The sequence below is a fragment of the Klebsiella sp. CN_Kp097 genome (assembly GCF_040064495.1).
GTDB lineage: Bacteria > Pseudomonadota > Gammaproteobacteria > Enterobacterales > Enterobacteriaceae > Klebsiella > Klebsiella aerogenes.
In genome coordinates this window covers 21,427-40,921 of sequence record NZ_JBEAIL010000008.1, presented here as the reverse complement: position 1 = coordinate 40,921, position 19,495 = coordinate 21,427, and the positions used below count along the sequence as shown (strand labels likewise).

Here is a 19,495-nt window from a genome sequence, read left to right as displayed (position 1 = left end):
CGAAGCTGGCCTGTAGCCCGGATAAGGCGCCAGCCGCTATCCGGGTACATCTCCCCGGTGGCGCTGCGCTTACCGGGGCTACAAAGCGGAGCTGGCCGGTAGCCCGGATAAGGCGCCAGCCGCTATCCGGGGTTACAGGGAGTGATACATTTTCACTCCCCGTGGTTAGCCAGCACCGCGGGGAGATTCAGCTCGATCCAGTCCGCCAGCGCCGCCACCTTCTCGCTCACCTGCAGGCCGAGCGACGTCAGGCTATATTCAACATGCGGCGGCACCACCGGATATGAAACACGGTCGATAAAGCCATCCTGTTCCAGCGCCTGTAAGGACTGCGCCAGCATCTTTTCGCTGACGCCGCCCATTTTGCGCCGCAGATCGCTAAAGCGGTGGGTCCCCTCGCGTAGCGCCACCAGAATCAACACGCCCCAGCGGCTGGTCACGTGTTTTAGCACATCACGCGACGGGCACTGTTCAGCAAACAGATTCCCGTTGCGCAGTTTGTCGCTCAGCGTCGGTTCGGCCATTTTATACTTACCTTTTTGTACGTACTTACTAAAAGTTAGTTAAGGTGTTAGCTTACCACAACTGCCAATGAACACGAAGGAGAAGACCTATGATCGCGATTACCGGCGCCACCGGCCAGCTTGGCCAGCACGTACTGCATGATCTGTTAAAAACCGTCCCCGCCAGCCAGATCGTGGCGATTGTCCGCAACCCGGCGAAAGCGCAAGCGCTCAGCCAGCGGGGCGTCACTGTGCGGCAGGCCGAGTACGGCGATGAAGCCGCGCTTACCGCCGCGCTGCAAGGGGTTGATAAACTGCTATTAATCTCATCAAGCGAAGTCGGCCAGCGCGCCGTTCAGCACCGTAACGTCATTAACGCCGCCAAAGCCGCTGGGGTGAAATTTATCGCCTATACCAGCCTGCTGCATGCCGATACCTCACCGCTGGGCCTGGCCGGCGAACATATCGAAACCGAACAAATGCTGGCTGATTCCGGTATTCCTTACGCGCTGCTGCGCAACGGCTGGTATACCGAAAACTATTTAGCCAGCGCGCCGCCAGCGCTGGAACACGGCGTGTTTATCGGCGCCGCCGGCGAAGGTAAAATCGCCTCCGCCACCCGTGCCGATTATGCCGCCGCCGCCGCTCACGTTATCGCCGGTGAGGGCCATGCCGGGAAAGTTTACGAACTGGCGGGGGACAACGCCTGGACCCTGAGCGAACTGGCTGCCGAGCTGAGCAAGCAAAGCGGGAAAAATGTGGTTTATCAAAACCTCAGCGAAGCCGATTTCGCCGCCGCGCTGAAAAACGTCGGCCTGCCGGCCGGGCTTGCCGATATGCTGGCGGATTCCGATACCGGCGCGTCGAAAGGCGGACTGTTTGACGACAGCCGCACTCTGAGCAAACTGATTGGCCGCCCGACCACGTCGCTTGCCGATAGCGTTAAAGGCATCATTTAACCGCTCCCTGTCAGTTTTTGCGGTTGCGTCCCGGCGCTTCATCTCTAATATTGAAGGGATGAATCGTCGGGAGACACGGCATGCAGGGCGTACCACCACAATTTAGCGATGAAAAAGACCACGCGCGCTTTCGCCATCTCGAACAACTTCCCGGCGTTGAGCTCTATCACGCCCATATTTCCCGTTATGCCTTTGAACCGCATACCCATGAAGCCTTCGGCATCGGCGTGATTGAACAAGGCGCCGAACGCTTTCGCTATCGCGGCAGCCAGCACGTCGCCTCTGCCAATTCCATCGTCACCATGAATCCGGATGAGCTCCATACCGGCGAGGCGGAAACCGCCGAAGGCTGGCGCTACCGGATGATTTATCTGGAGCCGGATCGGCTGGAGGCCTTCACCGGCGTTCGCCACTGGTGGTTCAGCGAGGTCGTGCGCCAGGAGCCGCAGCGAGCCCGGCAAATCGGCCAACTGATTTACGGCCTGTGGCACGCAGACGATCCGCTGGCGCAGCAGGGGATACTGCTCGACCTGGTTGATACCTTCCGCCCGCTGGCTCACCATGCGCCAATGGCGCCGGAAGCGGCGCACCGCTTCGATCGGGTACGCGACTACCTGCACGATAACTATATGCGCGCCGTCAGCCTTGATGAACTGGCGCAGGTGGCAGCGCTCAGCCCCTATCACTTCCAGCGCCAGTTTAAAGCCCACTTTCACGTTACCCCGCACCAGATGCTGATGGCGATTCGCCTGTGGCGCGCCAAGGCGTTTCTGACCCACGGCATGCCTGCCGCCGAAGTGGCCATTGCCGCCGGGTTAACCGACCAGTCACATTTAACCCGCGCCTTCACCCGTCGCTACGGCATCACACCGGTGCGTTACCAAAAGCAGGTCGCCGGGCGCTAAAGCGCAATCTCATACAATATTCTTTCCCTCGTACCCTCCTACACTTGGCGCAAGCAAACTGAAGATGGATGTCATCATGATTAGCGGCGTGTTGTATGCCCTGCTGGCGGGGTTAATGTGGGGGCTGATTTTCGTCGGCCCGTTGCTGGTGCCGGAATATCCGGCGGTGCTGCAGTCGATGGGGCGCTATCTGGCGCTGGGACTTATCGCCCTGCCGCTGGCGTGGCTCGGCCGCGCGCGTCTACGCCAGCTGAACGGCAAGGATTGGTGGACCGCGCTGGCGCTGACCATGATGGGGAACCTGATCTATTACTTCTGTCTGGCCAGTGCCATTCAGCGCACCGGCGCGCCGGTATCGACAATGATTATCGGCACCCTGCCGGTAGTACTGCCGGTGTGCGCCAACCTGCTTTATAGCAAGCGCGATGGCAAGCTGCCGTGGCGGCGGCTATTTCCGGCGCTAATCTGTATTGCCCTGGGGCTGGTGTGCGTCAACGTGGCGGAGCTACAGCACGGGCTTCCTGATTTCAGCCCGTGGCGCTATGGTTCGGGCATTGTTCTCGCGCTGATCTCCGTCGTCTGCTGGGCGTGGTATGCCCTGCGCAACGCTCGTTGGCTGCGTGAAAACCCGGATAAGCCGCCAATGATGTGGGCTACCGCGCAGGCGTTGGTCACCCTTCCGGTCTCGCTGGTCGGTTATATCGCCGCCTGTGGGTGGCTGCAGAGCCAGCATATCGACTTCCCGCTCCCCTTCGGCCCGCGCCCGGCGGTGTTCATCGTCCTGATGCTGGCGATCGCCGTACTCTGTTCATGGGTCGGCGCACTGTGCTGGAATATTGCCAGCCAGCGTCTGCCGACGGTGATCCTCGGGCCGCTGATCGTCTTCGAGACGCTGGCCGGTTTGCTGTACACCTTCCTTCTCCGCCAGAGCCTGCCGCCGCTGCTGACGCTCAGCGGTATCCTGCTGCTGGTGCTCGGCGTGGTGTCGGCGGTTCGCGCCCGCCCGGAGAAACCGGTCCTGCAGGAACTGCGCGTTGAGCCAAAAAAATAGCCTGGTATCCCAAAGGGGTATTCCCATCGATATAAGATGCATTTAATATGCATCTTATATTTTTGATGACGAGGTAATTGCTATGGCTTTCCGTGACCAACCTTTGGGCGAGCTGGCGCTGAGCATCCCGCGCGCCTCCGCGCTGTTCCGTAAATACGATATGGATTACTGCTGCGGCGGCAAACAAACCCTGGAGCGCGCGGCGACGCGCAAAGCGCTGGATGTTGCGGTGATTGAAGCCGAGCTGGCGAAACTGGCCGAGCAGCCGGTCGAGCGCGACTGGCGCGCCGCGCCGTTCGCCGACATCATCGACCACATCATCGTTCGCTATCATGATCGCCACCGCGAACAGCTGCCGGAACTGATCCTGCAGGCAACCAAGGTTGAACGCGTCCACGCCGATAAACCGAACGTGCCAAAAGGGCTAACCAAATATCTGACCATGCTGCACCAGGAACTCTCCAGCCACATGATGAAAGAGGAGCAGATCCTGTTCCCGATGATCAAGCAGGGGATGGGAACTCAGGCCGGTGGTCCTATCAGCGTGATGGAAAGCGAGCACGACGAAGCGGGCGAACTGCTGGAAGTCATCAAGCACATCACCCATAACGTGACACCGCCGCCGGAAGCCTGCACCACCTGGAAAGCGATGTACAACGGCATTAACGAGATGATTGACGACCTGATGGAGCACATCAGTCTGGAAAATAACGTGCTGTTCCCGCGTGCCCTCGCCGGAAAACCATAAAAAAAGGCGCCCGCAGGCGCCCTCTCGACATTGTCAGTTTATTGGCCACTCCGGGTGGCCTTTTTTATTTCGCCAGACGTTTTTTACCGGCAAACAGCCAGCCCGCGCCCAGCAGAACAAACCACAGCGGGGTAACCATCAGCGCTTCGCGGGTATCATCTTCCAGCGTCAACAGCACCAGTACGAAGACGAAGAAGGCCATGCACACCCAGCACATCACTTTACCCAGCGGCATCTTATAGATGGACTTCTCGTGCAGCTGCGGACGCTTTTTACGATAGACCAGGTAAGAGCAGAGGATAATGGTCCAGACGAACATGAACAGAATCGCCGACACCGTGGTGATCATGGTGAACGCGGCAATCACGCTCGGGTTGACCATCAGCATCACCACGCCGCCCAGCAGGCACATGCAGGAGAAGGTTAAGCCCTTCGCCGGCACCGCGCGTTTAGACAGCTTGGCGAACATTTTCGGCGCCTGGCCTTCCTGCGCCAGACCGAACAGCATACGGCTGGTGGAGAACACTCCGCTGTTAGCGGAAGAGGCAGCGGAAGTCAGTACCACGAAGTTGATCAGGCTGGCGGCAGCCGGCAGGCCGACCAGAACAAACAGCTCAACGAACGGGCTCTTGCTCGGCACGACGGAGCTCCACGGCGTCACCGACATAATCACAATCAGCGCGAAGACGTAGAACATAATGATACGCAGCGGGATGGAGTTGATCGCCCGCGGCAGCGATTTTTCCGGGTCTTTGGTTTCCGCCGCGGTAGTACCCACCAGCTCAATCCCCACGAAGGCGAATACCGCTATCTGGAAGCCGGCAAAGAAACCGCTGAGGCCTTTCGGGAACCAGCCGCCGTCATTCCACAGATGCGCGAATGAAGCTTCAACGCCGGTCGGCGATTTAAAGTGCATCATCACCATCACCAGGCCGACCACGATCAGCGCCACGATGGCGACGATTTTGATCATCGCGAACCAGAACTCCATTTCGCCAAACATCTTCACGGTTGCGAGGTTCAGGCCCAGCAGCAGCAGGATAACCGCTAACGAAGCGACCCAGTCAGAAAGCCCGGGGAACCAGAACTGCGCGTAGGCGGTGATGGCGACAACGTCCGCCATCCCGGTGACCACCCAACAGAACCAGTAGGTCCAGCCGGTAAAATACCCCGCCCACGGCCCTAACAGGTCGGAGGCGAAATCACTGAATGATTTATATTCGAGGTTCGACAGCAGTAATTCGCCCATTGCACGCATGACGAAAAACAGCATAAAACCGATGATCATATAAACAAAAATAATGGATGGCCCGGCGAGACTGATGGTCTTGCCAGACCCCATAAACAGCCCGGTGCCGATCGCCCCGCCGATAGCAATAAGCTGAATATGCCGGTTAGTGAGATTTCGCCGTAGCGATTGTTCAGTCGTCTCCTGCTCGTCGGCAACGACTTTGACCTGATCTACCATGTGATTTTCTTCCTGTTGTACCTGTCTGTGTTGTTCAGGCTCTGTTGGCCTGTCATTTGTCGCAACCCTGGCAAGAGGGTTTATCGATATTAGGTAAGAATCGGAGGGATGAATACTATGATTTAGATATAATGTTAATTTTATGTTTAAAGTGAGTGTTATATCACCAATGTAACGCGAAACAGCTCACAAAAATACACTCAACGAACTTATATGCAATACAAAATTCCAATAAATTTATAACTTAAGGATTTTACACTGTTTTTATTGGCTCCCTCCCCCTGACAGGAGAGGAAGCCCCTGGTGCTTAAATAATGTCCAACAGCTCAACTTCAAAGATGAGGGTGCTGAATGGCGGGATAGAAGCACCCGCGCCGCGCTCGCCATAAGCCAGGTTGTGCGGAATAGTCAGTTCCCATTTGGAACCCACCGGCATCAGAGTCAGCGCTTCGATCCAGCCGCCGATCACGCCGGTCACCGGGAATTCAGCCGGTTCGCCGCGGGCCACGGAGCTATCGAACACGGTACCGTCGATAAGTTTGCCGGTGTAGTGAACGCGTACGCGGTCGGTGCGCGCCGGGATCGGGCCTTCGCCCTGCGTCAGTACGCGGAACTGCAGGCCGGATTCAGTGCTGTTCACGCCTTCTTTTTCACGGTTTTCATCGAGGTATTTCTGGCCATCAGCGGCCATCGCCTGGAAGCGCTCGCGACGCACGGCGTCAGCGCGTTCATGGATTTCACGCAGCGCGCGGTGTACGGCTTCAACCGGCACCTGCGGCTGATTACCTTCCAGCGCATCGGCAATGCCGGCAACCAGCGCTTCCGGCAGCAGCCCCTGCAGGCCGGATTCGCTCAGTTGTTGTCCAACCTGCAAGCCGATACCGTAACTTGCCTGCGCTTCGATAGTGTCAAAAGTCGGGGTTGCCATCTTTGTTCCTTTTTTGGGTGATAAACATCTTGAGAAAAGCGTTCGAAAGCATAACAGCCATAGAGGAATGGGTAAAACTTTGTCGGCGGATGATGACAAATCTCAGCGAAACAGAAACAATAGGCGATATCAGGTTAACCTCTACCTTCAGGACGTTAGCCGTCTATACTCATAAGCAGGATAAAAATATGCGGAGCAGGAGGAAAGCCATGCCCGGGCGCTTTGAATTGACATCTACCCTGGCGAAGATCTGGCACGCCCCGGATCAACTTCGTCTCATGGATCCGCTACCGCCCATGCATCGCCGCGGCATCATCGCCGGCTTCCTGCTGGTCATTATTGGTTTCCTGCTCCCCTCCGGCGATAACAGCACGCCGACCCAGGCCAGCCGCGAAGCTAATCTCGATCTGCAGTCCCAGTCTCAGCCGCAAGGTTCGGGCAATCAGGCCGTGCCGCTTCCGCCAATCACCAATACACCGACGGTCAGCGATGCCGACCAGGTTGCGCCTGTGGCGCCTGAAGCCATTCAGGATGAACAGCCGGACCAGACGCAAACCGCTTCCTCTTCTCAGCCGTACCAGCAGCCGGCGCAGCAGCAGTCTGCTCCGGGCATCGAACAGCAGTGGCGCACCTACCGGATTGAATCCGGCAAAACGCTGGCGCAGCTGTTCCGCGACCACGGTCTGCCAGCCACTGACGTCTATGCCATGGCGCAGGTCGAAGGCGCCGGCAAACCATTAAGCACCTTGCAAAGTGGACAAACGGTGCAAATTCGCCAGAACGCCAACGGCGTCGTCACCGGCCTCACTATCGATACCGGCAACGGCCAGCAGGTGCTGTTCACCCGCCAGTCGAACGGCAGCTTCGTGCGCGCGCGATAAACACTTCGCTTAGGCCGGGTCGAACACCCGGCCTAACGCGCCTGGTTTTTGTTCACCCAGCGGATCCCTACGCATACCAACACCAGTGCGATCGCGTACTTCCACTCAAAGATATTCTCGCCAAGAAAGATCGCTGACAGCACCGTCCCGGCCACCGGGATAACAAAGTTAAACGGCGCAATCATACTGACGCGGTTGTGCTTGAGCAGCACGCTCCATAGTGCGAAAGCTATCGACGACAGCAGAGTTAAATAGCCAAGGATCATCGCTGCGGTCAGGCTGTGCATCCGTAGCTCCCCGCCGGTCAAATACCCGCCCGCCACCAGCACCAGGCCGCCGAAGGCCAGTTGCCAGCCGGTCATCACCGTTGGGTCGACGGTTTGCGAGATGCGTTTGCCGTAGAGCGTCGCCGCCGAGAGGATGAACGCCGCCAGCACGACAAATCCATCCCCCTGCCAGACAAAATTAAAATCGCCCAATGAGGTGTTGAAGTTCACCAACATCACGCCGACGAAGCCCAGCACGCAGCCGATAGTTTTGTTATAGCTGAGCCGGTCATTCTGGTAGATAAAATGCGCCAGCAGAACGCTGAAGAACGTCCCGGTGGCATTCATAATCGATCCCTTCACTCCGGTGGTGAATGCCAGGCCAACGTAGAAGAAGGCGTACTGGATAGCGGTCTGCGTCAGCCCCAGCATCGCCAGCTGCCCGCACTGGCGGCCAGTGAGCCGGGCGATGGGTTTGCGCTGCGCCAGCGCAAACAGCAGCAACAATAAGCCCGCAAACAGGAAGCGATATCCGGCAAAAACAATTTTTGAGGGAACATCATCGGTGGCGATGTGCAGAAGCTCATAGCCGTTTTTAATCGCCGGATAAGAACTGCCCCACAGCAGACAGCATAGGGTCGCGCAGACATAAGCTACTTTTTTATTGGCAAAAATCGAGGGGGTCGGAAAGGAAGCGTCCATTAACTTTACCGGAAATAAAATCGTGTTTTATTTTATCATCCAGAAAGTGGAGAGAATAGCTACCATACCAGATAAAAATCAGGCTGGCGCTAAAAAGCAAAACGCCGGCACAAGGCCGGCGCATCGACGTGAGTTGAGTAAAAAATTACTCAGCTACAACGTTAACAACCAGTTTAGCGAAGACTTCGCTGTGAACCTGGAAGTCTACTTCGTGCTCACCGGTGGTGCGCAGAACGCCGTTCGGCAGGCGAACTTCGCTCTTCGCAACGGCAACGCCAGCTGCAGAAACAGCGTCAGCGATGTCGCGAGTACCGATGGAACCGAACAGTTTACCTTCGTCGCCAGATTTGGACGCGATGGTAACGGTGCCCAGTGCGTTGATTGCTTCAGCACGTGCGTTAGCAGCGGCCAGAACGTCAGCCAGTTTGGCTTCCAGTTCAGCGCGGCGCGCTTCGAAGAACTCAACGTTTTTCTTGGTAGCTGGAACAGCTTTACCCTGTGGTACCAGGAAGTTACGAGCATAGCCCGCTTTAACGTTTACCTGATCACCCAGGCTACCCAGGTTTGCTACTTTATCAAGCAGAATAACTTGCATTACCTTATCCTCTCAAAGTCGTATTAATGGACCGTGACCGATTACTGATGACGATCAGTGTACGGCAGCAGGGACAGGTAGCGTGCGCGTTTGATAGCGCGAGCCAGCTGACGCTGATATTTTGCACGGGTACCGGTGATACGGCTTGGGACAATCTTACCGCTTTCGGTGATGTAGTTTTTCAGCGTAGCGATATCTTTATAGTCGATCTCTTGAACGCCTTCCGCGGTGAAACGGCAGAACTTGCGACGACGGAAATAACGTGCCATATGGCTAGTCTCCAGAATCTATCAATTCAATCTGCTCGGCATGCAGAACCATTTTACTCAAGCCGTTCTTTGCCTTATGGCAACTAATGAACCCTTGAACGGTGACTGCGCTACCGACCGTTATACTGTGAGTAATGGCCTGGTTCTCGTGTCCGCTAATAATAACGGGCATTTGGCACCACGCCTGCCGGTGAAAACCGGCTTCCTCCTGCACAGAACGATGCTCAAGCACGAACTGGCAATGAGGAATTCCTGACGGGCTGACCTTTCGAAGGGGCATCCTGCACACGGTGCCGGACAACACCAGACGGTTGGTCATCAGGATTACTCTTCAGAATCCCCAGCTTCAGAATCATCTGCGGTTTCGTTAGCGAAATCTTCACGACGCTCACGGCGCTCGTCTTTCGCTTTAACCATCGGAGATGCTTCGGTAACAGCGTGCTTAGTACGCATTACCATGCTGCGGATAACGGCGTCGTTGAAGCGGAAGTTAGTTTCCAGCTCATCGATCGCTTCCTGCGGCGCTTCAACGTTCAGCAGAACGTAGTGAGCTTTGTGCAGTTTGTTGATCGGATAAGCCAGCTGACGGCGGCCCCAGTCTTCCAGACGGTGGATCGTACCTTCTGCTGCAGTGATTGCACCAGTGTAACGTTCGATCATGCCCGGAACCTGTTCGCTCTGGTCAGGATGGACCATAAAAACGATTTCGTAATGACGCATCGAATTGCTCCTTACGGATTATTCAGCCTCCTGTCTGGGTCAGCCGCGGCCCATGGAGGCAAGGAACGTGTTAAAGGGCGGCTGAAAAATTGACGCGTCATTCTAATTGCGCCCCCCCAGGAACACAAGCGCATTTGCACAAATAATTCGCACTAAGCGCCAAGCTGGGCTAAGTGGGTGATTTAAAATTAACCAATAACGAACGCGGCATTTTTTTGAACAACTGCATCAGAAAAGGTCGCTATCAGGCGACGCGCCAGCGATTACAATTTAATCAATGGCCAGACACCAGCAAGAGGAGTCCAGCGTTTTACCCGTACTGTCAGTAAGGAGCGTTCTATGAAAAGCATTATCATCGCCGTTATGGCTGCGCTACTCCTTAGCGCCAACGCGCTGGCAGCCATCAAAATCGATGGGCGTCAGGCTCGCAACATGGACGATGTGCAGAGTCTGGGCGTAATTTATATCAACCATAATATGGCTAGCGAGCAAGAGGCCGACCAGGCCCTGAACCAGGAAAGCGATGCCCTGGGAGCGAAGTACTTCCAGCCAATCCTGATTCACGAACCGCAGAGCAATGGCCTTATTCATGCCAGCGCCGCTATTTACCGCTAACCCAGGTCGATGCTTCGCCTCTCCTCACGAGGGGCGAAGCGATAGCCGATGTAAACGCAATTGAGAATTATTTTCCAAACTGACTTACCAGCGTCATCGCAACCTGATTTAATCATCAATTCACCGTTTGTTAATCAGGAGTGATTGATGGTCCCGCGTTTCGCGACGTTAGGTCGCATCCCGAAAGGAGTTTGGGTGCTCGGCGGCGTCAGCCTGCTAATGGATGTCTCATCCGAGATGATCCACAGCCTGCTCCCGCTGTTTATGGCCACCACGCTCGGCGCCAGCGTCATTATTATCGGTCTTATCGAAGGGCTAGCCGAAGCCACCGCCTTAATTCTCAAAGTCTTCTCCGGCGTCATTAGCGACTACGTTGGCAAACGCAAAGGGCTGGCGCTGCTTGGCTACGGGCTGGGGGCGCTGAGTAAACCGCTGTTTGCCCTCGCGCCGAGCGCCGGGGTGGTATTTAGCGCCCGCATGATCGACCGCGTCGGAAAAGGTATCCGCGGAGCGCCGCGCGATGCGCTGGTCGCCGACGTAACACCGCCGGAGATCCGTGGCGCTGCCTACGGGTTACGCCAGGCGCTGGATACCGTCGGCGCCTTTCTCGGCCCGCTGCTGGCGGTGCTGCTGATGTTCATCTGGGCCAACGATTTTCACGCTATCTTCTGGGTGGCGGTCATTCCCGCCGTACTATCCATTGCTCTACTGGGCTTTGGCCTGCAGGAGCCGAAATCCGCCATCGCGCACAAACGTAGCAATCCGCTGAAGCGCGAAAACCTGAAAAAGCTCTCCGCCGCCTACTGGTGGGTGGTGGCGATCGGCAGTATCTTCACCCTCGCCCGCTTCAGCGAAGCTTTTTTGGTACTGCGCGCCCAGCAGATGGAGATCCCGCTGTTTACTATTCCACTGGTCATGGTCGCGATGAACCTGGTCTACAGCCTCACGGCTTACCCGTTCGGTAAGCTCTCTGACAGCATGAGCCACAGTAAACTGCTGCAATGGGGGCTGCTGGTGCTGATCCTCGCCGATATCGTGCTGGCGCTCAGCGGCCACTGGAGCACGCTGCTGATCGGCGTCGCGCTGTGGGGGATTCACATGGGGATGACTCAAGGCCTACTGGCGGCCATGGTTGCGCATACCGCGCCGCCGGAACTACGCGGTACGGCATTCGGCATGTTCAACCTGATGAGCGGGCTGGCGCTGCTGCTGGCCAGTACCGGCGCGGGGATACTCTGGGAAAGCTTCGGCGCCGCATCGACGTTTTACGCCGGCGCGGTTATCTGTCTGCTGACGCTCATCGGCATGCGCTGTATGCCATCGGCCTATCGTCAGGGTTAAAAACGGCTCCGGGGCCAGACCAGTTGCTTCACCCTGAGGTGAAAGCCCCGGAGCGCGTAGCTTACTTCTGCCCGTAGTAGGCGTCAGGCCCGTGTTTACGCAGAAAATGTTTCTCCATTAGCCAGCTGTCGATGGGCTGTAGCTGCGGATTAATGCCGCGGGCGATCCACGCCATTCGCGCCACTTCTTCCATCACCACCGCATTGTGCACCGCCTCGTGGGCATCTTTCCCCCAGGAGAAGGGCCCGTGCTGATACACCACAATTCCCGGCGTATGTAACGGGTTGGCCTCGCCCAGCGTTTCGATAATCACCTTCCCGGTGTTCAGCTCATAGGCCTCTTCCACCTCCTGTGCGCTGAGCGCCCGGGTGCAGGGGATATCACCGAAGAAGTAGTCCGCGTGGGTGGTGCCGAGCGCCGGGATTGCCAGCCCCGCCTGCGCCCAGGCGGTAGCGTGCGTCGAGTGGGTATGCACCACCCCGCCAAGGCCGGAATAACGGCGGTATAACGCAAGGTGGGTAGCGGTATCAGAAGAGGGACGCCAGCGCCCTTCCACCACGTTGCCCTGCAAATCGACCACCACCATATCATCGACGGCCATTGACTCGTAGGCTACGCCGCTGGGCTTAATCACCACCAGCCCACGCTGCCGGTCGATTGCGCTAACGTTGCCCCAGGTAAAGGTCACCAGCCCGTAGCGCGGCAGATCCATATTAGCTGCAAATACCTGCTGTTTAAGCTGCTGCATTATGCCGCCTCCGTCAGGCCTGCGCGGGCCATCCGCGCCTTCACCCAGTCACGGGCTTTCGCGACTTCCGCCGACGGGTCATCGGTGGTTTCGCTCCACATCTCAATCAGATACGGACCGCAGTAGCCTGTCTGCTTGAGCGTTTCGAAGCAACGTTCAAAATCGACGACCCCTTCACCAAACGGCACGTTTTTAAAGACGCCGGGCTTCGTATCTTTGACATGTACCGCCACGATATGCCCCATGCCGGCCTGCAATTCCATCTGTACGTCGTTATCCCACGCAGACAGATTGCCAATATCCGGATAAAGCTGGAACCACGGATTATTCAGGTAGTGGGCATAACCCAGCGCCTTACTGATCGAGTTCATCAGCGGATAGTCCATGATTTCCATCGCCAGCGTGACCTGAGCCCGGCTGGCCATTTCGACGCTCTCTTTCAGGCCTTCACGAAAACGGCGGCGCGTTTCATCATTCGCCTGCTGATAATAAACATCGTAGCCCGCCAGTTGGATCACCCGAATCCCCACATCCTGCGCCAGCTGAATGGCTTTACGCATGATGTCCAGCCCCTGCTTGCGCACCGCGTCATCTTCGCTGCCGAGCGGAAAACGACGATGGGCGCTAAGGCACATCGATGGTACCCGGACGCCGGTTTCGGCTACCGCCTTGACCAGCGCGAGGCGCTGCTCCTGGCTCCAGTCCAGCCGGGCGAGACGGGCATCGGTTTCATCAAGCGACATTTCAACAAAATCAAAACCCAGCGCTTTCGCCAGCTGTAACCGCTCCAGCCAGCACTCCCCGGCGGGGAGCGCTTTTTCATAGATACCGAGCGGAATTTGTTTCGACAACATAACCGCTCCTTAACCCCACAGCTGGGCGATAGAGCGTTTAAACTGGCGAGCCGCTTCCACCGGCGAGGCGGCATCGCGGATGCTGCGCCCGGCAATAAAGACGTGAATAGGGATACCGGCGAACAGCGGCAGGTCTTCCAGCGCCAGTCCGCCGGTCACGGTGACTTTGAAGCCCATATCGGAAAGACGCTTAATCGCACTGATATCCGCCTCGCTCCACGCCACGCCCGCGGCCTGCGCGTCGCGGCTGCGGTGATAGACCACCTGCTGAATGCCCGCATCGCGCCACGCCTGCGCCTGCTCCCAGGTCCAGAAGCCGGTCAGTTCAATTTGTACGTCGCCATTGAACTCTTTGGCGACATCCAGCGCCCCCTTGGCGGTGTTGATATCGGCGCAGCAGATCACGGTCACCCAGTCAGCGTTAGCTTCAAAGCACATCCGCGACAGGATTTTTCCGGCATCGGCGATTTTGGCATCCGCCAGCACGATTTTATGCGGGTACAGCGCTTTCAGATCGCGCACCGCGCGCACCCCTTCGCCGACGCAGAGAATCGTGCCCACTTCAATGATATCCACCTCTTCGGCGATCAGGCGGGTGGTCTCATAGGCGTGAGACAGGGTTTGGTTATCCAGCGCAACCTGCAACATTGGTAACTGAGACATCGTATCAACTCCCTCTTAAACAGCCGCCGCAGTGGCGTTTTCAATTAAATCCAGCACTTCCTGCTCGGTGCGGCAGGCGCGTAAACGGTCGAAATTGGCTTCATCATCAAACAGGTTAACGATCTGCATGATGCCCACCTCCTGGTGGGTGGTGGCGTCAACTGCCGCCATGGTGATCAGAATGTCGACCGGGTCGTTATCTTCGTGATTGAAAATCAGCGGTTTTTTTAGCGTCACCAGCGCAAAGCCGGTTTTCTTAACGCCCTCTTCCGGACGCCCATGAGGCATCGCCAGGCCCGGCGCGATAACAAAATAGGGACCATGCTGTGCGACGCCATCGAGGATCGCCTGGTAGTAACGCGGTTCCACTACGTCGGCGGCCACCAGCAGATCGACGCCGATTTTCACCGCCTCCTGCCAGCTTTCCGCCTCCGCCTGCAGGCGTATGGAGTGGTTCTGCGCCAGAGAATCATGAAGTTTCATGGCGGCTCCTTATTTCACATCCTGCGGGAAGTGGGCTTTGATCACTTCAAGCAGTTTTGGGCCGAAATCCGCAGGCGACAGCATATTGCGCACGCCAACCACATATTTATTGCCAGTGACGGTGATTTCGCCTGCGATGTGGGTCGAGGCAATAATGATATCCGCGCCGTTTAGCTCGCTTTTATACTCACCTACCGCGCAGCTGTTCACCGTGTGGTCGATGTTTGATTGCGTCAGGAACTGGTCCACCTTCATTTTCATGATCATGGAACTACCTTGCCCGTTGCCACACACAGCCAGAATACGTACGGTCATAATCAGAACTCCTTATTGAGCAGAGGCTTCTGCCAGTTGTTTTTCCGCGTCTTCCTCGGCGCGCAGCGCGCGGCCGGCGAAGAACATATAAGCCAGTGAAATCAGAATAATGACGGCCATAAACGCCAGCCCTATCGAGGCGAAGCCCTGCATCATCGGCGGCGCCAGGATTGACCAATCCGCCATGCCCATCCAGGCGCTCATTCCGGTCAACTTCACCGCCCACACGCAGCCGAAGATTTCAATCATGCCCATCACCAGACAGATTTTGAGCGCCGCGCGCCAGCCGCCGAAGTGGTTAGCAAAGACGCCAATCGTCGCGTTAGAGAAGAACATTGGGATAAAGCCCGGGATGATCAGGATGGAGGAACCAACGCCGACGAGAATACCCACGGCAATCAGTTGGCCGATGGTGCCCCACATAAAGCCCCAGACCACGGCATTCGGCGCGAAGCTATAGATAGCGGCGCAGTCGATCGCCAGCACAGCGCCGGGGATCAGGCGCTGAGAGATGCCATTAAAGGCTTCGGACAGCTCGGCGACGAACATACGCACGCCCTGGGTAATGATGAAAATGGCCACGGCGAAGGAGAAACCGGTCTGCAGGATATAGACCGTCCAGTGGGTTTTGCCCGCCATCGCCTGTACAACGTCGATACCAAAGGAGAGCAGAATGGCGCCAAAGAAAATGGTCATCACAATCGCGGTAGAGACGATGTTGTCGTGGAAGATATTGAGCCAACCGGGCAGTTTGAGGTCTTCGACGCTCTCCTCTTTTTTCCCCAGATACGGCGCCACTTTATAGGCAATCCACGAGGCAAACTGCTGTTGGTGCCCGATAGAGAAGCCGCAACCGTCGGTAACCAGTTGAGTCGGCTTGAACATCATGTTGGAGGTGATCCCCCAGTACAGGGAGACCAGTACCGCGGTACAGATAATGGTCGTCCACATGGAGTAGCCGAAAATGAAGAAAGAGACCGCAATCAGCCCCGCCTGCTGAAACATGATATGGCCAGTCAGCATAATGGTGCGGATGCCGGTAATGCGGCGCAGCAGGACGTAACAGATGTTTAGCGCCAGGGCCAACAGCACCGCATACCCCACCCAGCTATAGGCTTCACCCATCCGGTCGATGGTCGCCATCATTGAGGCGTAGGTATCGGAAATCGCGCCATTGATGCCATAAACCTCTGACATTTTCGCCACCACCGGCTTAAAGGTGCTGGTAAGAATGCCAGAGCCGGCTTGTAACAGCATGAAACCAATGATGGTTTTGATCGTGCCTTTGATAATCACGCTGACGCTTTTACGCAACAAGATATAGCCAAGGCAGGTCACGATACCCAGCAGCAGCGGGGCATTAGTCATTACCTGATTAAAGAAGACGGTAAAGATGTTGTAGAGGATCTCCATAACACACTCCAGAAGAGGAAGGCTTTGAACGCGCATGACGCTCAGCAGTTGTCGTCGCCCTCACTCTAATAATCAAAAACAATCACAACAAGATTGAATTTGATTAAATGTGACGCATCACGCAAATAATCACATTTTTTATGCGTGTATTTTCCATTACGTCATATCACAACCAAACAAACCACTAATATCAACAATATACATACATCCATGATATTAAACTCAGGGCTTATCAGCGCGTTAGCGCAACGATATCAGCGCTTTTTATCGAAAATAGCCGATTGCATTCCTGAAAAAACAGTGACAATATCAATCAAAACAAATCACCGATTGATTACTTTTGAAATAAAAGAGGAAGAGATAGATGAGTAAAGTGCAAACCATCACCCGTGAATCCTGGATTTTGAGCACTTTCCCGGAATGGGGCAGCTGGCTGAATGAAGAGATCGAACAAGAGCAGGTTGCGCCGGGCACCTTTGCCATGTGGTGGCTGGGATGCACCGGTATTTGGCTTAAATCGGAAGGCGGCGCTAATATTTGCGTCGATTTCTGGTGCGGCACCGGTAAGCAGAGCCACGGTAATCCGCTGATGAAAACCGGCCACCAGATGCAGCGCATGGCCGGGGTGAAAAAACTGCAGCCGAACCTGCGCACTACGCCATTCGTGCTCGATCCTTTCGCCATCCGTCAAATTGACGCCGTGCTGGCGACGCACGATCACAACGATCATATCGACGTTAACGTCGCCGCCGCGGTGATGCAAAACTGCGCCGCCGATGTGCCGTTTATCGGGCCGAAAACCTGCGTTGACCTGTGGATTGGCTGGGGCGTGCCGGCAGAACGCTGCATCGTCATGAAACCTGGCGATGTGGTGAAGATCAAAGATATTGAGATCCACGCGCTCGACGCATTCGATCGTACTGCGCTCATTACCCTGCCAGCCGATCAAAAAGCCGCCGGCGTGCTGCCGGACGGCATGGACCAGCGCGCGGTCAACTATCTGTTCAAAACGCCGGGCGGCAACCTGTACCACAGCGGCGACTCACACTATTCCAACTACTATGCGAAGCACGGTAACGAGCATCAGATTGACGTCGCCCTCGGTTCCTATGGGGAAAACCCGCGCGGTATCACCGACAAAATGACCAGCGCCGATATCCTGCGCATGGCGGAATCGCTAAATGCCAAAGTGGTCATTCCGTTCCACCATGATATCTGGTCCAACTTCCAGGCCGACCCACAGGAGATCCGCGTACTGTGGGAGATGAAAAAGGATCGTCTGAAATACGGCTTCAAGCCGTTTATCTGGCAGGTCGGCGGTAAATTTACCTGGCCGCTGGATAAAGACAATTTCGAATACCACTACCCACGCGGATTCGATGACTGCTTTACCATTGAGCCAGACCTGCCGTTCAAATCCTTTTTGTAATCCTATTCCGGCGGGCGCGCCCGCCGGAATTCCCTTTCCACATTAGTATTTAGCGTTAATTTCAAATATCATCTTTGCTTGTCACTTTTAATCGGATTCGCTCATGACTGAAGCGCAAAGACATCAAATTTTACTGGATTTGCTGGCGCAAACGGGATTTGTCACCGTTGAACAGGTAATCTCCCGCCTCGGCATCTCTCCGGCGACGGCAAGACGCGATATCAATAAGCTGGATGAAAACGGCAAGCTGAAAAAGGTCCGTAATGGCGCGGAAGCCATCAGCGAACAGCGCCCACGTTGGTCGCCAATGAACATTCATCAGGCGCAAAACCACGATGAGAAAGTGCGGATTGCCCGCGCCGCCTCGCAGCTGGTTTCTCCGGGCGAAAGCATCGTTATCAACTGCGGCTCCACCGCCTTCCTGCTTGGCCGTGAATTATGCGGCAAACCGGTGCAGATCATCACCAACTACCTGCCGCTGGCCAACTATCTGATTGACCAGGAGCATGACAGCGTCATCATTATGGGGGGGCAATATAACCACAGCCACTTCATCACCCTCAGCCCGCAGGGTAGCGAAAACAGCCTGTATGCCGGGCACTGGATGTTCACCAGCGGCAAAGGGTTAACCGCCGAGGGATTGTACAAAACCGATATGTTGACCGCGATGGCCGAGCAGAAAATGCTTAACGTCGTTGGCAAACTGGCGGTACTGGTCGATAGCAGCAAAGTCGGCGAACGCGCCGGGATGCTGTTCAGCCAGGCCAGCCAAATCGACCTGGTTATCACCGGCAAGCAGGCCGATGAAACGATCCTCAAGCAGCTTGAGGATCAGGGCGTGCAGGTTATCCGCGTTTAAAGATGCTGCCGGAAAAAGGCGGTGGTCGCGTCCAGCGCTTCCGGGGTAATGCGGTGGCGCACGCCCTTTTGCCACTGGCAGGTCAGGTTAGTTGCCAGGCCGCTCTGCGTTAACGCCTGCTGCAGGCGAAATGTGTCGCCGGGCGGAACCACGTCGTCTGCGTCGCCGTGCCACAGCAGCAGCGGCTTGTCGGCTAGCGCCGCTAACTGATGAGTCACGTCCCACTCCGCCAGGCTTGCCGTATCGAATCCGGGCGACGGAAACAGCGTCTGCGCGAGGCTGCTGGAATAGCCTGAGCCCATCAGGCAGGCCACGCATTTTAGCTCCGGATGATGGGTCATGATACCGAGCGCGGTCATGCCGCCCATTGATGCGCCGGCCACCGCCAGCCGTTCATCTTCCAGCCATCCCTCAGCGATAATCGCGTCTCGCAGGGCGGGAAATTCAAGAAAATTCTGTCGCAGGATCGGCCAAAAACGCTGCATTCGCCCCTCCTCGTCGCCGCGAAAACGCGCGCCATGTTCGGCGGCATCCGGCATAATCACCCGGAAACCGGCTTCAGCCAGCGCGACGGCGAAGTAGCTGTAGACCAGCTTAGAAGAGGTAAAACCGTGATAAAAGACGATAACTGGCAGAGGCTTATCCGCCATCCCAGCCGGACAGGCATGGATCGCTTCACCGCCCGCCAGATTGCGCATTTCGAGTGTTATCATTTATCGTCTCCTTCTTTATAGTGGCATCACGCAATGCGCAAAAAGCAACCACCAAAATTCTGCTTTT

24 protein-coding genes are annotated in these 19,495 nt (G+C 56.3%); 9 read left to right on the top strand and 15 right to left on the bottom strand.

Translation table 11 applies throughout. The features are described 5' to 3' along the window. Positions 1 to 152 precede the first annotated feature (152 nt). Positions 153 to 524, bottom strand: coding sequence for a helix-turn-helix domain-containing protein (locus ABLV07_RS15665; RefSeq protein ID WP_046883312.1), 372 nt, complete (start codon positions 522 to 524; stop codon positions 153 to 155). Positions 525 to 613: 89 nt separating this feature from the next. On the opposite strand from ABLV07_RS15665, the gene ABLV07_RS15660 reads away from it, so the two are divergent. The 4 genes from ABLV07_RS15660 to ytfE all read left to right on the top strand — a co-directional run bounded on the left by ABLV07_RS15660 (position 614) and on the right by ytfE (position 4,166). Further along, entirely contained in the window at positions 614 to 1,462 is an 849-nt protein-coding gene (locus ABLV07_RS15660) for an SDR family oxidoreductase (protein WP_046883313.1), read from the top strand. Positions 1,463 to 1,542: 80 nt separating this feature from the next. After that, a complete protein-coding gene (locus ABLV07_RS15655; protein ID WP_045379637.1) occupies positions 1,543 to 2,367 on the top strand; it encodes an AraC family transcriptional regulator in 825 nt (274 codons plus the stop codon). A gap of 76 nt (positions 2,368 to 2,443) precedes the next feature. Continuing rightward, positions 2,444 to 3,418, top strand: coding sequence for a DMT family transporter (locus tag ABLV07_RS15650; protein ID WP_348853606.1), 975 nt, complete (start codon positions 2,444 to 2,446; stop codon positions 3,416 to 3,418). A gap of 82 nt (positions 3,419 to 3,500) precedes the next feature. Next, positions 3,501 to 4,166 carry an iron-sulfur cluster repair protein YtfE gene (gene ytfE / locus ABLV07_RS15645; protein ID WP_348853600.1) on the top strand — a complete coding sequence of 222 codons (666 nt, stop codon included), beginning with the start codon at positions 3,501 to 3,503 and terminating at the stop codon, positions 4,164 to 4,166. A 64-nt stretch (positions 4,167 to 4,230) separates the two neighbouring features. Here ytfE and cycA read toward each other — a convergent pair whose 3' ends face one another. Beyond that, positions 4,231 to 5,634, bottom strand: a complete 1,404-nt coding sequence (gene cycA, locus ABLV07_RS15640; protein WP_015368603.1) for a D-serine/D-alanine/glycine transporter — start codon at positions 5,632 to 5,634, stop codon at positions 4,231 to 4,233. Positions 5,635 to 5,941: 307 nt separating this feature from the next. Then, positions 5,942 to 6,562 (bottom strand): FKBP-type peptidyl-prolyl cis-trans isomerase, encoded by a 621-nt coding sequence (gene fklB, locus ABLV07_RS15635; RefSeq protein WP_002886687.1) that lies wholly within the window; start codon positions 6,560 to 6,562, stop codon positions 5,942 to 5,944. 209 nt (positions 6,563 to 6,771) lie between these two features. Between fklB and ABLV07_RS15630 the strand changes: the two genes are divergently transcribed. After that, entirely contained in the window at positions 6,772 to 7,443 is a 672-nt protein-coding gene (locus ABLV07_RS15630; RefSeq protein WP_015368604.1) for a LysM-like peptidoglycan-binding domain-containing protein, read from the top strand. A 32-nt stretch (positions 7,444 to 7,475) separates the two neighbouring features. Here ABLV07_RS15630 and ABLV07_RS15625 read toward each other — a convergent pair whose 3' ends face one another. The 5 genes from ABLV07_RS15625 to rpsF all read right to left on the bottom strand — a co-directional run bounded on the left by ABLV07_RS15625 (position 7,476) and on the right by rpsF (position 9,995). After that, positions 7,476 to 8,411, bottom strand: a complete 936-nt coding sequence (locus ABLV07_RS15625) for a DMT family transporter (protein WP_063445132.1) — start codon at positions 8,409 to 8,411, stop codon at positions 7,476 to 7,478. A gap of 145 nt (positions 8,412 to 8,556) precedes the next feature. Continuing rightward, the gene (rplI, locus tag ABLV07_RS15620; RefSeq protein ID WP_015368607.1) at positions 8,557 to 9,006 is read right to left on the bottom strand and encodes a 50S ribosomal protein L9; all 450 of its coding nucleotides are present in this window, start codon (positions 9,004 to 9,006) and stop codon (positions 8,557 to 8,559) included. 41 nt (positions 9,007 to 9,047) lie between these two features. After that, positions 9,048 to 9,275, bottom strand: coding sequence for a 30S ribosomal protein S18 (gene rpsR, locus ABLV07_RS15615; RefSeq protein ID WP_000135199.1), 228 nt, complete (start codon positions 9,273 to 9,275; stop codon positions 9,048 to 9,050). A 4-nt stretch (positions 9,276 to 9,279) separates the two neighbouring features. After that, positions 9,280 to 9,594: a primosomal replication protein N gene (priB, locus tag ABLV07_RS15610; protein ID WP_015704181.1), complete on the bottom strand. Its 315-nt coding sequence runs from the start codon at positions 9,592 to 9,594 to the stop codon at positions 9,280 to 9,282. A gap of 5 nt (positions 9,595 to 9,599) precedes the next feature. Further along, complete coding sequence (rpsF, locus tag ABLV07_RS15605; RefSeq protein WP_004098001.1) at positions 9,600 to 9,995, bottom strand: 30S ribosomal protein S6; 396 nt, start codon at positions 9,993 to 9,995, stop codon at positions 9,600 to 9,602. 339 nt (positions 9,996 to 10,334) lie between these two features. On the opposite strand from rpsF, the gene ABLV07_RS15600 reads away from it, so the two are divergent. Together ABLV07_RS15600 and ABLV07_RS15595 are read left to right on the top strand one after the other, a co-directional pair. After that, a complete protein-coding gene (locus ABLV07_RS15600; protein WP_020079809.1) occupies positions 10,335 to 10,610 on the top strand; it encodes a DUF1471 domain-containing protein in 276 nt (91 codons plus the stop codon). Positions 10,611 to 10,757: 147 nt separating this feature from the next. Further along, complete coding sequence (locus ABLV07_RS15595; protein ID WP_015704179.1) at positions 10,758 to 11,951, top strand: MFS transporter; 1,194 nt, start codon at positions 10,758 to 10,760, stop codon at positions 11,949 to 11,951. A 61-nt stretch (positions 11,952 to 12,012) separates the two neighbouring features. Here the strand turns inward: ABLV07_RS15595 and ABLV07_RS15590 are convergent, their stop codons facing one another. The 6 genes from ABLV07_RS15590 to ulaA are packed head-to-tail and all read right to left on the bottom strand — an operon-like array spanning position 12,013 to position 16,427. Then, complete coding sequence (locus ABLV07_RS15590) at positions 12,013 to 12,699, bottom strand: L-ribulose-5-phosphate 4-epimerase (protein ID WP_032713526.1); 687 nt, start codon at positions 12,697 to 12,699, stop codon at positions 12,013 to 12,015. Further along, positions 12,699 to 13,553 (bottom strand): L-ribulose-5-phosphate 3-epimerase, encoded by an 855-nt coding sequence (locus ABLV07_RS15585; RefSeq protein WP_032713524.1) that lies wholly within the window; start codon positions 13,551 to 13,553, stop codon positions 12,699 to 12,701. Before ABLV07_RS15585 ends, ABLV07_RS15590 begins: the two co-directional genes overlap by 1 nt. A gap of 9 nt (positions 13,554 to 13,562) precedes the next feature. Beyond that, the gene (gene ulaD, locus ABLV07_RS15580) at positions 13,563 to 14,216 is read right to left on the bottom strand and encodes a 3-keto-L-gulonate-6-phosphate decarboxylase UlaD (protein WP_015368613.1); all 654 of its coding nucleotides are present in this window, start codon (positions 14,214 to 14,216) and stop codon (positions 13,563 to 13,565) included. Between the two features lie 15 nt (positions 14,217 to 14,231). Next, on the bottom strand, positions 14,232 to 14,699 hold the full coding sequence (gene ulaC, locus ABLV07_RS15575; RefSeq protein ID WP_015368614.1) for a PTS ascorbate transporter subunit IIA: 468 nt from the start codon (positions 14,697 to 14,699) through the stop codon (positions 14,232 to 14,234). A gap of 9 nt (positions 14,700 to 14,708) precedes the next feature. Continuing rightward, entirely contained in the window at positions 14,709 to 15,014 is a 306-nt protein-coding gene (ulaB, locus tag ABLV07_RS15570; protein ID WP_001577590.1) for a PTS ascorbate transporter subunit IIB, read from the bottom strand. A 12-nt stretch (positions 15,015 to 15,026) separates the two neighbouring features. Continuing rightward, a complete protein-coding gene (gene ulaA / locus ABLV07_RS15565) occupies positions 15,027 to 16,427 on the bottom strand; it encodes a PTS ascorbate transporter subunit IIC (protein ID WP_015368616.1) in 1,401 nt (466 codons plus the stop codon). 364 nt (positions 16,428 to 16,791) lie between these two features. Between ulaA and ulaG the strand changes: the two genes are divergently transcribed. After that, the gene (gene ulaG / locus ABLV07_RS15560; RefSeq protein WP_045396887.1) at positions 16,792 to 17,856 is read left to right on the top strand and encodes an L-ascorbate 6-phosphate lactonase; all 1,065 of its coding nucleotides are present in this window, start codon (positions 16,792 to 16,794) and stop codon (positions 17,854 to 17,856) included. Positions 17,857 to 17,959: 103 nt separating this feature from the next. After that, positions 17,960 to 18,715, top strand: a complete 756-nt coding sequence (gene ulaR, locus ABLV07_RS15555; protein ID WP_015368619.1) for an HTH-type transcriptional regulator UlaR — start codon at positions 17,960 to 17,962, stop codon at positions 18,713 to 18,715. Here ulaR and yjfP read toward each other — a convergent pair. Further along, the gene (gene yjfP, locus ABLV07_RS15550) at positions 18,712 to 19,428 is read right to left on the bottom strand and encodes an esterase (protein ID WP_116326568.1); all 717 of its coding nucleotides are present in this window, start codon (positions 19,426 to 19,428) and stop codon (positions 18,712 to 18,714) included. The genes ulaR and yjfP overlap by 4 nt on opposite strands. Positions 19,429 to 19,495 lie beyond the last annotated feature (67 nt).

What these genes read in the sequence shown, in the direction of transcription:
- ABLV07_RS15665 (WP_046883312.1), bottom strand. Translation starts at nt 524, where the DNA reads ATGGCCGAACCGACGCTGAGCGACAAACTGCGCAACGGGAATCTGTTT.
- ABLV07_RS15660 (WP_046883313.1), top strand. Translation starts at nt 614, where the DNA reads ATGATCGCGATTACCGGCGCCACCGGCCAGCTTGGCCAGCACGTACTG.
- ABLV07_RS15655 (WP_045379637.1), top strand. Translation starts at nt 1,543, where the DNA reads ATGCAGGGCGTACCACCACAATTTAGCGATGAAAAAGACCACGCGCGC.
- ABLV07_RS15650 (WP_348853606.1), top strand. Translation starts at nt 2,444, where the DNA reads ATGATTAGCGGCGTGTTGTATGCCCTGCTGGCGGGGTTAATGTGGGGG.
- ytfE (WP_348853600.1), top strand. Translation starts at nt 3,501, where the DNA reads ATGGCTTTCCGTGACCAACCTTTGGGCGAGCTGGCGCTGAGCATCCCG.
- cycA (WP_015368603.1), bottom strand. Translation starts at nt 5,634, where the DNA reads ATGGTAGATCAGGTCAAAGTCGTTGCCGACGAGCAGGAGACGACTGAA.
- fklB (WP_002886687.1), bottom strand. Translation starts at nt 6,562, where the DNA reads ATGGCAACCCCGACTTTTGACACTATCGAAGCGCAGGCAAGTTACGGT.
- ABLV07_RS15630 (WP_015368604.1), top strand. Translation starts at nt 6,772, where the DNA reads ATGCCCGGGCGCTTTGAATTGACATCTACCCTGGCGAAGATCTGGCAC.
- ABLV07_RS15625 (WP_063445132.1), bottom strand. Translation starts at nt 8,411, where the DNA reads ATGGACGCTTCCTTTCCGACCCCCTCGATTTTTGCCAATAAAAAAGTA.
- rplI (WP_015368607.1), bottom strand. Translation starts at nt 9,006, where the DNA reads ATGCAAGTTATTCTGCTTGATAAAGTAGCAAACCTGGGTAGCCTGGGT.
- rpsR (WP_000135199.1), bottom strand. Translation starts at nt 9,275, where the DNA reads ATGGCACGTTATTTCCGTCGTCGCAAGTTCTGCCGTTTCACCGCGGAA.
- priB (WP_015704181.1), bottom strand. Translation starts at nt 9,594, where the DNA reads ATGACCAACCGTCTGGTGTTGTCCGGCACCGTGTGCAGGATGCCCCTT.
- rpsF (WP_004098001.1), bottom strand. Translation starts at nt 9,995, where the DNA reads ATGCGTCATTACGAAATCGTTTTTATGGTCCATCCTGACCAGAGCGAA.
- ABLV07_RS15600 (WP_020079809.1), top strand. Translation starts at nt 10,335, where the DNA reads ATGAAAAGCATTATCATCGCCGTTATGGCTGCGCTACTCCTTAGCGCC.
- ABLV07_RS15595 (WP_015704179.1), top strand. Translation starts at nt 10,758, where the DNA reads ATGGTCCCGCGTTTCGCGACGTTAGGTCGCATCCCGAAAGGAGTTTGG.
- ABLV07_RS15590 (WP_032713526.1), bottom strand. Translation starts at nt 12,699, where the DNA reads ATGCAGCAGCTTAAACAGCAGGTATTTGCAGCTAATATGGATCTGCCG.
- ABLV07_RS15585 (WP_032713524.1), bottom strand. Translation starts at nt 13,553, where the DNA reads ATGTTGTCGAAACAAATTCCGCTCGGTATCTATGAAAAAGCGCTCCCC.
- ulaD (WP_015368613.1), bottom strand. Translation starts at nt 14,216, where the DNA reads ATGTCTCAGTTACCAATGTTGCAGGTTGCGCTGGATAACCAAACCCTG.
- ulaC (WP_015368614.1), bottom strand. Translation starts at nt 14,699, where the DNA reads ATGAAACTTCATGATTCTCTGGCGCAGAACCACTCCATACGCCTGCAG.
- ulaB (WP_001577590.1), bottom strand. Translation starts at nt 15,014, where the DNA reads ATGACCGTACGTATTCTGGCTGTGTGTGGCAACGGGCAAGGTAGTTCC.
- ulaA (WP_015368616.1), bottom strand. Translation starts at nt 16,427, where the DNA reads ATGGAGATCCTCTACAACATCTTTACCGTCTTCTTTAATCAGGTAATG.
- ulaG (WP_045396887.1), top strand. Translation starts at nt 16,792, where the DNA reads ATGAGTAAAGTGCAAACCATCACCCGTGAATCCTGGATTTTGAGCACT.
- ulaR (WP_015368619.1), top strand. Translation starts at nt 17,960, where the DNA reads ATGACTGAAGCGCAAAGACATCAAATTTTACTGGATTTGCTGGCGCAA.
- yjfP (WP_116326568.1), bottom strand. Translation starts at nt 19,428, where the DNA reads ATGATAACACTCGAAATGCGCAATCTGGCGGGCGGTGAAGCGATCCAT.